The organism is Morganella morganii (genome assembly GCF_019243775.1).
In the GTDB taxonomy this organism is placed as follows: Bacteria; Pseudomonadota; Gammaproteobacteria; order Enterobacterales; family Enterobacteriaceae; genus Morganella; species Morganella morganii.
Window position 1 is genome coordinate 2,887,815 of the sequence record NZ_CP069157.1, and the last position, 12,076, is coordinate 2,899,890.

9 protein-coding genes and 1 pseudogene are annotated in these 12,076 nt (G+C 52.3%); 8 read left to right on the top strand and 2 right to left on the bottom strand.

Features of this window, described 5'->3' with window-relative positions:
* Nucleotides 1-233: 233 nt before the first annotated feature.
* The 6 genes and pseudogenes from JL661_RS13970 to JL661_RS13995 all read left to right on the top strand — a co-directional run bounded on the left by JL661_RS13970 (nt 234) and on the right by JL661_RS13995 (nt 7,552).
* Nucleotides 234-1,814, top strand: coding sequence for an L-lactate permease (locus JL661_RS13970; RefSeq protein ID WP_062773096.1), 1,581 nt, complete (start codon nt 234-236; stop codon nt 1,812-1,814).
* A gap of 46 nt (nt 1,815-1,860) precedes the next feature.
* Nucleotides 1,861-3,003, top strand: a complete 1,143-nt coding sequence (gene lldD, locus JL661_RS13975; protein ID WP_004238839.1) for an FMN-dependent L-lactate dehydrogenase LldD — start codon at nt 1,861-1,863, stop codon at nt 3,001-3,003.
* Between the two features lie 355 nt (nt 3,004-3,358).
* The gene (locus JL661_RS13980) at nt 3,359-4,933 is read left to right on the top strand and encodes a hypothetical protein (protein WP_062773093.1); all 1,575 of its coding nucleotides are present in this window, start codon (nt 3,359-3,361) and stop codon (nt 4,931-4,933) included.
* Between the two features lie 123 nt (nt 4,934-5,056).
* Nucleotides 5,057-5,900 (top strand): annotated as a pseudogene (locus JL661_RS13985) (histidine biosynthesis protein).
* Between the two features lie 43 nt (nt 5,901-5,943).
* Entirely contained in the window at nt 5,944-6,753 is an 810-nt protein-coding gene (locus JL661_RS13990) for a Cof-type HAD-IIB family hydrolase (protein WP_062773090.1), read from the top strand.
* A 43-nt stretch (nt 6,754-6,796) separates the two neighbouring features.
* Entirely contained in the window at nt 6,797-7,552 is a 756-nt protein-coding gene (locus tag JL661_RS13995; RefSeq protein WP_032097845.1) for a DeoR/GlpR family DNA-binding transcription regulator, read from the top strand.
* A gap of 11 nt (nt 7,553-7,563) precedes the next feature.
* Here JL661_RS13995 and JL661_RS14000 read toward each other — a convergent pair whose 3' ends face one another.
* A complete protein-coding gene (locus JL661_RS14000) occupies nt 7,564-8,241 on the bottom strand; it encodes a DUF421 domain-containing protein (RefSeq protein WP_036425588.1) in 678 nt (225 codons plus the stop codon).
* Between the two features lie 310 nt (nt 8,242-8,551).
* Here JL661_RS14000 and JL661_RS14005 point away from each other — a divergent pair, with 310 nt between their 5' ends.
* Both JL661_RS14005 and JL661_RS14010 read left to right on the top strand, forming a co-directional pair.
* Nucleotides 8,552-9,061 carry a hypothetical protein gene (locus JL661_RS14005; protein ID WP_004235922.1) on the top strand — a complete coding sequence of 170 codons (510 nt, stop codon included), beginning with the start codon at nt 8,552-8,554 and terminating at the stop codon, nt 9,059-9,061.
* 430 nt (nt 9,062-9,491) lie between these two features.
* On the top strand, nt 9,492-11,492 hold the full coding sequence (locus JL661_RS14010; RefSeq protein WP_004235923.1) for a BCCT family transporter: 2,001 nt from the start codon (nt 9,492-9,494) through the stop codon (nt 11,490-11,492).
* A gap of 42 nt (nt 11,493-11,534) precedes the next feature.
* On the opposite strand, the gene hpaR is transcribed toward JL661_RS14010, so the two are convergent.
* Nucleotides 11,535-11,966, bottom strand: coding sequence for a homoprotocatechuate degradation operon regulator HpaR (gene hpaR, locus JL661_RS14015; RefSeq protein ID WP_036418009.1), 432 nt, complete (start codon nt 11,964-11,966; stop codon nt 11,535-11,537).
* Between the last annotated feature and the right edge of the window lie 110 nt (nt 11,967-12,076).

The window sequence follows — 12,076 nt, forward strand, 5'->3', positions numbered from 1 at the left end:
CCTTTTATCATACAAATTAACCCATTAATTTACTGATAAATAACATTTTTTTATTTCCCTTTTTTCACCTGATTTTCTGTGTTTTTCGTCATTTCCCGTCCGCATTCAATTGTTAAAAAAATGCAGCATAGATAATTCTTTTTGGTTGTGATTAAAATAATTACGTAATGAAAATTTAACGAATCCTGCATGCAACATTAATTTTTAAAACAATAATAATGTCAGAGGGCTTTATGGCTATTTTTTTCAGTCTTGCACCGATCGTGATGTTAATCTGGATGATGACAAAACGCCGCAGTATCCCTTCTTACGTCGCATTACCCTTCACGGCCGCCGTGGTGTTCTGTATCCAGCTGTTCTGGTTTAAAACGGATCTCACACTACTGAGTGCCAATATTGTCACCGCCTTTATTTCTGTGCTGACACCGATCACCATCATTGCCGGGGCAATTATGCTCAATAAGCTGATGCAGGTGAGCGGCGCGGAAAACGTGGTGCGCAGCTGGCTGGAAAATATCAGCCCCAATCCGGTGGCACAGCTGATGATTATCGGCTGGGCATTCGCCTTTACCATTGAGGGCGCAAGCGGGTTCGGAACGCCTGCCGCTATCGCCGCACCGATCCTGGTCGGTCTCGGTTTCCCGGCCATGCGGGTTGCCCTGCTGACGCTGGTGATGAACTCCGTGCCGGTTTCGTTCGGCGCCGTCGGTACACCGACCTGGTTTGGTTTTGCCAACCTCGGGCTGAGTGAGGAGAGTGTTTATCAGATAAGCCACTACTCCGCGCTGATCCACTTTGTGGCTGCATTTGTGATCCCGATGCTGGCACTGCGTTTTATTGTCAGCTGGCAGGAGATCCGCCGTAATATCGTGTTTATTCTGATCAGCGTGCTCGCCTGTACCGTGCCGTATCTGCTGCTGGCTCAGGTCAACTATGAGTTCCCGGCGCTGCTCGGCGGGGCGATCGGCCTCGGGATTTCTGTCGTGACCGCCCGTGCCGGTATCGGCCTGACCCGTACTGAACAAAAAACAGAGAAAAAAGTGATCCCGTTCGGGCAGGTTATCAAAGCGATGACCCCGACCCTGCTGCTGATCGGCATTCTGATTGTCACCCGTATCCACCAGCTCGGCCTGAAAGGACTGCTCAACAGCACTAACGTGATTTGGGAAGGTACCCTGGGTTTCCTCGGCCATATCACACTGAGTGATGCACTGATTGTCCGCCTGAGCAACGTATTCGGCACCCCGGCGGCGGCAGATTATAAAACGCTGTATGTCCCGGCGCTGATCCCGTTCTTCCTCGTGGTGTTTATCGGTATTTTCCTGTTCCGCCTGAAACGGACTCAGGTAAAAACCATGTTTGTGCAGACCGCACAGCAGACCAACAAGCCGTTTATTGCCCTGTTCGGTGCACTGATTATGGTAAACCTGATGATGCAGGGCGGCGAAAATGCGCCGGTTTACATTATCGGCCGCTCACTGGCGGGAGCCACCGGTGAGAGCTGGATCTATTTCGCCTCTTATCTCGGCGCACTCGGCTCGTTCTTCTCCGGCTCCAATACCGTGTCCAACCTGACCTTCGGCGGGATCCAGCAATCCATTGCCCAGACCACCGGCCTGAATGTCAATTTAACCCTCGCGCTCCAGTCTGTCGGCGGTGCCATGGGGAACATGGTGTGTCTGAATAATATTATCGCTGTCTGCACCATCCTCGGCATTACCAACGCCGAAGGATCCATTATCAAAAAGACAGTGGTTCCGATGTTTATCTACGGCGTGATTGCCGCCGTGATGGCACTGATACTGACCCTGTAACCGGGCACAGTGCTGAGTTTGTTACATACATATACAGGTACTTAAGATGATTATTTCCGCTTCAACAGACTACCGGGCGGCTGCCGAATCCAGACTGCCACCCTTCCTGTTTCACTATATTGACGGCGGGGCGTATGCCGAGCATACCCTGAAGCGCAATACGGCGGATCTGGCGGATATCGCCCTGCGTCAGCGGGTGCTGCGCGATATGTCGTCTCTCAGTCTGGAAACTGAACTGTTCGGGGAAAAACTGGCGATGCCGGTTGCCCTGGCGCCGGTCGGGCTGACCGGGATGTACGCACGGCGCGGTGAAGTGCAGGCGGCGAAAGCGGCAGCCAATAAAGGCGTTCCGTTTACCCTGTCCACGGTATCCGTGTGTCCGATTGAGGAAGTCGCCCCGGCGATTGAGCGCCCGATGTGGTTCCAGCTCTATGTACTGCGCGATCGCGGTTTTATGAAAAATGCCCTCGAGCGCGCCAAAGCCGCCGGTGTCAAAACCCTGGTCTTTACCGTCGATATGCCGGTGCCGGGAGCGCGTTACCGTGATGCCCATTCCGGGATGAGCGGCCCGAATGCCGCCATGCGCCGTGTGTTACAGGCGATGGTTCACCCGCGCTGGGCGCTGGATGTCGGCGTGCTGGGCAAACCGCATGATCTGGGTAATATCTCGGTCTATCGCGGCGCGCCGACCAAACTGGAAGATTATATCGGCTGGCTGGGGGCAAACTTCGATCCGTCCATTTCCTGGAAAGACCTGGAATGGATCCGCGAGTTCTGGGAAGGTCCGATGATTATCAAAGGGATCCTGGATCCGGAAGATGCGAAAGATGCAGTGCGTTTCGGTGCGGATGGCATTGTGGTCTCCAATCACGGCGGCCGCCAGCTCGACGGTGTGCTCTCCACAGCTCGCGCTCTGCCTGCTATTGCCGATGCGGTGAAATCGGATATCACTATTCTGAGTGATTCCGGGATCCGCAACGGCCTTGATGTGGTGCGGATGCTGGCACTGGGAGCAGATTCTGTCCTGCTCGGCCGTGCTTTTGTCTATGCCCTCGCGGCGCAGGGACAGGCGGGTGTCGAAAATCTGCTGGATCTGATTGATAAAGAGATGCGCGTGGCAATGACGCTGACCGGCGCAAAAACCATCCGCGATATCACCCGCGACTCGCTGGTTAACCTGCCCGGCTGATCCATTTTTTATCTTTATTCTGAAGCCACTCCCCGGAGTGGCTTTTTTGTTTTATGTGGTTTTTCTGTGTTATTGGTACGATTAATTATGATCAAACTCACACAAAACAACATAAAGCAAAATAATTAGCTAATAATTAAACAGCATTAAATAAGACAAAATAACAACAACGCCAGTCAATAACACTGTAAAAATCATATCTACACACTATTTTACCCGAACCGAATCAATTCAGTGATTATTTCATAAACAATACGCCCTATTTTGATGTGTTGATTTACGTTGTTATACCAAGCAATATCAACAAAAAACAACAATAAGTCGTTACTTACCCTGAACCCCCTGAGGTCCGATTATGAAAAAAATTGTCATACTGGGCAGTAGTGGCGGGAACCTGTACAACCTCGGTGGTGCAGATCCTGAAAAACTTCTGAGCGAAATCTACACACAATGTCAGTCCGCCGGTATTTCTGTTGCTGCGGTGCAGTTTATTGCAGCACAGGCGTCGATGGATGTTGCCAAACCCTCTACCGCCGCCGCGGTCTACACCCTGACAGAAGCAGATGCCGTGCCTGCGGTGACGTTCTCCGGCACCCTCGCAGAAGTTAATGACGCCGTGCGCGGCAGTGATGAACAGATTGCCCGGCTGATAGAACAGGGCGATATCGACGGCATCATTATTATGAGCGGTGATCCCCACAACGCCAACCGCCTGGCTCTTCAGGCTGCGGCGGAAAAGAAAGTGCCGATCGCCGGTACCGGCGGCACCTCGATGGCCCATATCGCCGCCGCCGGTGCCAATGTGATTGCCACCTCGGGTACCACCGGCACCACCAGCAGAACCCGGGCTATCTCGTTTATCTCCTCCCTGTGCAAACACTGGGGTATTAAATTCCGTCCGGTACTGGGCAGTGCAGGCAGCACCGGCGGGCCGTCCGATAAGAGTCTGCTTAAGCGGATGAATATCCGCGGCATTATGATCCCGGCTCTGCCCGGCTTTATTGCCATGGCGATTGTACTGGCGCTGAGCCACATCCCGGGGCTGGAAAGCCTGGATGCGATCTTCCAGCTGCTGCTCAAAGGGCTGCCGGTAATTGTGGCGGTAATTGCTGCCAAACAGGTTTCCGAACTGGATGAGGTTTCGATTGTTTCCGGGGTTGTCGCCGGGGTGCTCTCGGTCGAGGGTGGTCTGATCGGCGGGATTGCAGGCGGGATCATGGCAGGTATTTTTGTCCGTTACCTGTTTGCCCTGTGCATCAGCTGGAAGTTCCCGATGACCACCGTCAACATCGTGGCGGGCGGGATTTCCGGTCTGGCCGCCGGTCTTATCATGTTCTATTTCCTCAGTCCGCTGGCGCTGCTGGCCGGTAACCACATCAAACTGGCGCTGGAAAGCACCCTCGCCTTCAGCCCGGTTCTGGCAGGCCTGCTGGCCGGTCTGGTTATCTGGCCTGCGATCCTCGGTGGTGTGTATCACGCGGTGATCCTGCCGCTGGTACTGCTCGAGATGGAAAAAACCGGTGTCAGCTTCCTCGGCGCGGTGGATATGGTCGGGCTGGTGATGGTTGCCGCCGGTATTAACCTGGCAAACGTCATTGCCCCGCGTGAACGCAGTGAGGCGGCGGTCGCCGCCCCGGGACTGCTTATCAATCTGGGATTCGGCACCTTTGTGGAATCGGCGTATCCCTTCATGTTTGCCAACAAAATCGTGTTCGGCGGTGCCATTCTCTCCGCCGGGATCGGCGGCATGATGCTCGGCATGTTTAATGTCAAAGGGGTGGCGTATGTCCCGGCGTTTGCCTCTCCGTTCTTATCCAGTAACGCACTTTACATGGCGCTGACCATGACCGTGATTCTGGTTTTAACCTGCGCCATAACTGTCATCGCCAACCGTTTCAGTGCCGTGACAACCGTGAAAGCCGCAGGCTGATGCAAAGACGACACAGCAAAGAATAAGTGTGAAAAATATCACACGCCAACACCAGGGCTTTATAAAAACGGCACCTCCGGGTGCCGTCATACAAAAACACAAAAAAAGTAATAAGAGGTTGATATGTTTATAGGTGATATGAATAAAAAAACGTGAACAGGCCATGGCGAAAGTCAGAAATGCTATTGCGCTGCACAACGGGCAGACTCTGCTCAGCACAGGTATCACCGGTGATGACGCGCGACTGGCGAAAGCAGTGTGTGATGCCGGGGTCAAAATGCTGGAGCCGAACCATCCGGCGCTGGCGCTGGCACGCGGACACAGGGGCGTGAATAACATGCACGCTGCCGAACAGATCCGCCATGAGATCTCCACCGCGCAGATGGCGGAAGCCGTCAACGGTATCCGCAATGTGATCCCGGATGATGTCTTTATTACGGTCGGGATCGCCGGCGGATTCACCGAAACCATCCCGGTGCCGGTGACAGAAGAGGATATTTTACAGATCGCCCGTGCCGGAGCTGACGGCCTGCACACCCATAAATCCACTTTTGAGGATCTGGCAGATATTGTCAGTCTTGCGCACCGCTTCGGCCTGACCGTGGATGCCTACATCGGCCACCCGGACGATCTGCATACCTTTGGTATCCCGGCGGAAACCCCGGAAGAAGTCGCGGAAGTGGCGAAGAAAATGGAAGCCATCGGCGTGGATATGATCGGCCTGATGACCGGTATGAGCTACGAGGGCGTGGCTGCCGGTGAAATTCCGGAACAGATTAAAGCCCGGCTGAAAGCGCTGGTCGGCGCAGTCAGTGTCCCGACGCTGGCGGAAGGCGGTATTAACGTCGCCAATGCCAAAGCGTTTAAAGAAACCGGGGTGAATATTTTAGTGGTCGGCACCGCAATTGATAACGTGGTGTGTCAGGCGGCTGCACAGGTTACTCAATCCTTTATTCATCACAACTGACTGAATTTCCAATGCGGGGGCACCGCTCCCGCTGAGGCTCTTTATGACCACACTGGCTATCGATCTCGACGGCACGCTTTTACATCCGGATAACCGTATTTCAGAGGGCAACCGCCGGGCACTGCTGGCGCTGCCGCCGGAAACGGATATTGTGATCTGCTCTGCCCGCCCGCTGCGGGCAATTTTGTCTCTGACGGACAGCGCCGGGCTGCTTCCGGTGATCCGCGCTATCGGCGCCTGTAACGGTGCGGTGATTTATGACTGCCGTACACAATCCGTTCTGAGCCGGGCAACCCTGTCTCCGGTAATGTTATCCGCACTGCAAAACCTGCTCACCACCGGCTGGCATGCTTTCGGTGAGGATGCTCTGCTCTGTCCGCCGGGGGAAATATCAGAATACACCATTCATGAAGCTGAATTATTCGGCCTGCCAATACAAACGCTCGCGGCAGACGATATTTTCAGCCGGACAGATATCATTAAAATCACCCTGTGCGGAGAAGCAGAAGCCCTGCGGCAACGGGCTGAAATCCTTCGTCCGCTGTTACCGGCAAAGGTCAGCGCATTCTTTACCGACCAGCACTATTTTGAACTGGTTCCGGCATCCGTGAGCAAAGGCAGTACCCTGCAAATACTGGCGGAGCGCGGTATTCTGCGGCCGGGAACCATCATGGCCATCGGGGATCAGGAAAACGATCTCTCTTTATTTGCCGCATCGGATCTGCGCGTGGCAATGGGCAATGCCGTACCGGCACTGAAGCAGGCCGCCGGGTATATTACGGCTGACTGCCGGGAGGATGGCGTTGCTGCCGCACTTCATCATTACAGAGCGGCATTCCGCAACGACACATAATGCGCTAATATTGTTCATGTTTACGAGTGTGATGAGAACGGTCATGAATCCGATAAAAAGAAAGGAATACATCCTCGATCTGCTGAATCAGCAGGGGGAAGTCAGTGTGCAGGATCTTGCTGATACACTGAATGTCACCTCTGAGACGATCCGCCGTGATCTCTCCATTCTGGAGAAAGAAGGCGAGATCATCAAAATTCACGGCGGGGCGATGAAGAAAAAGAGTGTCAGCGAAGGCAGCTTTGAACAGCGGCTGGAACTGAACCGCGAGGAAAAAATGACCCTCGCGCGCTATGCTGCCGGGCTGATTTCCGAGCACGACACACTGTATATCGATTCCTGTTCGACAACGCTGCTGTTTTCCGCGCAGTTACCGGCAATTGCATTTACCGTTTTCACCAATTCTGCCCTTATTGCGGATAAAATTGCCTCACAAAACCCGCTGGCAAAAGTGTATGTGCTGGGTGGTGAATACAACCATGAATTCCGGGCCAATCTCGGTGCGAAAACCCTGCATGAAATTGATCATATTTATGCGGACTTCGCCTTTGTCGGCGCAGGCGGTGTGCGTGATGAAGGTATTCTGGTCAAAAGCGTTGAAGAAGGCATGATTGCGCGGAAAATGCTGGAAAAAAGTAAGCAGAAAATTATTCTGGCCGACTCCAGCAAATTCGGCCAGCAGGGGATTTTAAAGATCGCGGAGATTGCCGTTATCGATAAAATTATCTGTGACGATAAATGGCAGAAAGCACACGAATTCCGTGAAAAATATCCGGAAAAAGTCGTTATCGTGCCATAAGGGAAAAAACCTTACAGCTGTGACGGCTCGCTGTGATGGCCGGTCATCCGCCCGTCCTTCATCACCACATTGAGGCTGCCGTTATAAAATTCCGCCAGGAAAACGCTCTCAGGGTCGTCAATTCCCTGCTGTTTCAGGCGCTCTGCCAGCCACGCCTCATCATGACCAATCTGCTCCAGCTCATGTTTGCGCGGCACGCCGTCTTTCATCACAATAACTGACGGCATCTGTGACTGGTCACAAATCACCGTCAGCTGGCCGTCCGGCTCTATCTGCGCATAATACACATCGCGGTATGAATAGATCCCCTGTGCATGCATGCGGGAGGTGATATTCAGAATATCGATCTTATTGCGCTTCTCATGAATGCTATCCATGATAAATACCCCGTTTTTAATAATGGGGATCGGGTTACCGATAGTCACCGCGCGCAGTACACTGATATGTTTGCTGACCCAATTGATTATGCTGATAAAACTCACCCCCATCAGCAGAATAATAATATATTGCGTCAGCGGAATAGTATCACTGTAAATAACACCGCCGATAATGCCGCCCAGTACAAAGTTTCCAATAAAATCAACCGGTGTCATTTGTGATAATTGGGTTTTCCCGGAGATATTCATGTGCGTTAACACAATAACAAAGCCGATGATAAATTTAACGATAACCAGCAGATAATATGTCATGGTATTTCCTTACACTGACAAACAACGCTAACCAACTGAAATAAAACATGTTACTATGTTGCGCTTATAAGACTGCATTCTGTATTGATATTACCGGATATTTTTATGCAGCGGGATATTATTTTATGCCGTTACTGATAAATCCCCCTCAGCACTATACAACCGGCGCTTCATTTTCTATGCTGAAAGGGATAACCCTGACAGAAAATTATATCTGTCAGCAGACTGCCTGATTTTATTATATAATCAATAATCGCGGACACGATGTTATCCGGTTATTTTACTCAGTATTGCTGAAGAGGAGTTAATCATGAAAAAAGCATTATTAAGTTCACTCATCCTTGCGGGGGTATTTGCACTGGCCACCGGGTGTGACGACAGCAGCAAAACGGATCCCGCCGCACAGAAAGCACAGGAAGGTGCCGCGCAGATTAAGGAAGCCGCAGAGCAGAAAGCGGATGAAATAAAGCAGGATGCCAAAGAGGCAGCGGATAAAACAGAGCAGAAAGCCGCTGAACTGAAACAGAATGCAACTGAAGCCGCCGGTGATGCCAAAGAAAAAGCCGGCGCGGTGATGGCTGACGCCAAAGAGAAAGCTGCCGAAATCCGTGACAGTGCCGATGCCAAAGCGGATGAACTGAAAAAAGAGGCTGATGCCCTGCTGGCTGATGCCAAAGATAAAGGTGAAGATGCCAAAAAAGCCGCGGAAGAAAAAGCCGCAGAGCTGAAACAGAAAGCGGATGAAGCCAAAGCCGCCGCTGATAAAAAAATTGATGAGCTGAAACAGGATGTCAGCGGAAAACCCGCAGATGCTCAGTAAACCTGAACAGGTAATATCCCGTATCAATCCGTAAAACAGCCGTCAGCCGGAAACAATGACTGTTTCCGGCTTTTTTATTGTGTTATTTCAGGCAATTTGTCAATTACCGCAAATAAAATTCACAGATAAAAATATCTCTTTTTCCCTCAAAAATACCCCATGACTTGCCGCAGAGTGACATTTTTGGCACTATAATCCTCTTTTTTTCACCAACCGGGGGAATAAAATCTAATATCACCGCTTTTTTTTCCGCAGGTTTAGCCTGTATTTATCTCCGTTTTTTCTGATCTCCCGCTGATACTATTTTGCCGGGGTTTCTATTTACCGCTGCGCAGCCGCGTACCGTTTTCAGAAGGAAAATCTGACGCTTTGATGCAGTTCTCCCCTTTTTACTGCCGGCGTTATCTGCAACTGATAAAAGGAATAATTCATGAGTCATCAGGACACTGAACAATCCGCAAAAAAAATGAAGATTAACCCGCCGGTTTTTTATATTTCGGCCCTGGTTATTCTTCTGATTGTCGGCTTTGCCGCCCTGTTTCCCCAGACGGCGGACATACACCTCAAAGCCCTTCAGACCAGCCTGTTTAAAAATGCCAGCTGGTTCTATATCCTCGCCGTCGCCCTGATTTTACTGAGCGTCACCTTTATGGGGTTGTCCCGTTTCGGTGATATTAAACTCGGCCCTGATCACGCCCGTCCGGCATACAGTTATATTTCCTGGTTCGCCATGCTGTTCTCCGCAGGGATGGGGATCGGGCTGATGTTCTTCGGCGTCGCCGAGCCGGTGATGCATTATCTTTCCCCGCCTGTCGGCACACCGGAAACGGTTGAAGCGGCAAAAGAGGCCATGCGCCTGACCTTCTTCCACTGGGGGTTACACGCCTGGGCTATTTACGCGGTTGTGGCGCTGATCCTTGCGTTTTTCAGCTACCGCCACGGCCTGCCGCTGACACTGCGTTCCGCACTCTACCCGATTATCGGTGACCGTATTTACGGCGCAGCCGGTCACGCGGTGGATATTTTCGCTGTGGTCGGTACGGTATTCGGGGTCGCGACCTCCCTCGGCTTCGGCGTGTTACAGGTGAATGCCGGGCTGAATCATCTGTTCGGCCTGCCGCAGACAGAAACTGTTCAGGTGGTGCTGATTGTGGTGATCACCTCACTGGCCACGCTGTCGGTTGTGTCCGGTCTGGATAAAGGCATCCGTTTTCTGTCAGAGCTGAACCTCGGCCTGGCGGTTCTGCTGCTGATTATGGTCGGTGTATTAGGCCCGACCGTGCTGCTGCTGAAATCCTTTGTTGAGAACACCGGCGGCTATCTTTCTGAAATCGTCAGTAATACCTTTAATCTCTTTGCCTATGAGCCGAAGTCAGACGACTGGCTGGGCGGCTGGACCCTGCTTTACTGGGGCTGGTGGCTGTCGTGGTCGCCGTTTGTCGGGATGTTTATCGCGCGGATTTCACGCGGGCGCACCATCCGTGAATTTGTTTTCGGCGTGTTGTTTGTCCCGGCGGGCTTTACCCTGCTGTGGATGACCTTCTTCGGTAATACCGCCATTGATCTGATCAAAAATCAGGGTGCAACCGCCCTCGCCGCGGTGGTGAAAGAGGATGTGTCACTGGCACTGTTCCAGTTCCTCGAGTATTTCCCGTTCTCCACGGTGCTCTCTTTCTTTGCCATGCTGATGGTGATTGTCTTCTTCGTCACTTCCGCTGACTCCGGCGCGATGGTGGTGGATACCCTGGCCTCCGGCGGGGATACCCACACGCCGGTCTGGCAGCGGATCTTCTGGGCCGGACTGATGGGCGTGGTGGCGATCACTCTGCTGCTGGCCGGGGGATTATCCGCCCTGCAGACCGTAACTATCGCCAGCGCCCTGCCGTTTGCGGTTGTGCTGCTGTTCTCGATTTACGGACTGATCAAAGCCCTGCGGATTGATGTGCATAAACGCGACAGTCAGCAACTGGCGACCATTGCACCGACCGCCAGCCGCAACCCGATCCCGTGGCAGCGCCGTCTGCGTAATATCGGCTATTTCCCGAAACGTTCGCTGGTCAAACGCTTTATTGATGAAGTGGTGTCAGAGGCGATGGACATGGTGTCTCAGGAGCTGGAAAAACAGAGCACACCGAGCCATATCGACCGCAGCCGCGACGACCGGATCACCTTTGAGGTCGATCTGGGGGATGATATGAACTTTATCTATGAAACCCGGCTGCGCTATTACAATCAGCCGTCCTTTGCCCTTTCCGGTATGACCGACGAGGAAAAAGATGAGGAACACCGCTATTACCGCGCGGAAATCCATCTGAAAGAGGGCGGACAGGATTATGACATTATGGGCTGGAACAAGGAGCAGATTATTCATGACATCCTTGACCAGTACGAAAAACATATTCACTTCCTGCATCTGCTCGGCAAGAAGTAAGCCTGTCACTGTAAAAATGCCGCTCATCTGAGCGGCCTTTTTTTATTCTTCTTCGTTGTCGCGCTGCGGCAGTGCAACCAGCTCATCCAGCAGTGCATAGAGCTGGCGTACCTTCTCCGGTGTGAACTGTAATTCCAGCGCCTGATAGCCGGTCTCCACTTCCGCCTGCACACGGTGATACAGTGCCATGCCTTCGTCAGTCAGGGAGAGGTAGAGTTTGCGCTGATCACTGAGGGGCTTGAGGCGGTGGATAATGCCCGCTTTTTCCATCCGCGTCAGAATACCGGTCAGGCTGGGACGCAGAATACAGCTTTTCTGTGCCAGAAGATGAAAATCGAGCGACGGGGTCTTAGCCAGTATGCGAATGATCCGCCACTGCTGCTCCGTCAGTTGGTGTGCTTTCAGGGTCGGGCGAAAGTAGCCGAGGACCACTTCACGGGCCTGCAAAAGGGCGATAAGTAATGATTCATGCATAATGGGTAATTTCTCCGCGATGTACTCACATCATAAACATCGACGTTATCAAAAAAAGGCGCAATTTTATCGGGAAAATGCGCAATCAGACATCCTCTGTTAGAATAAAA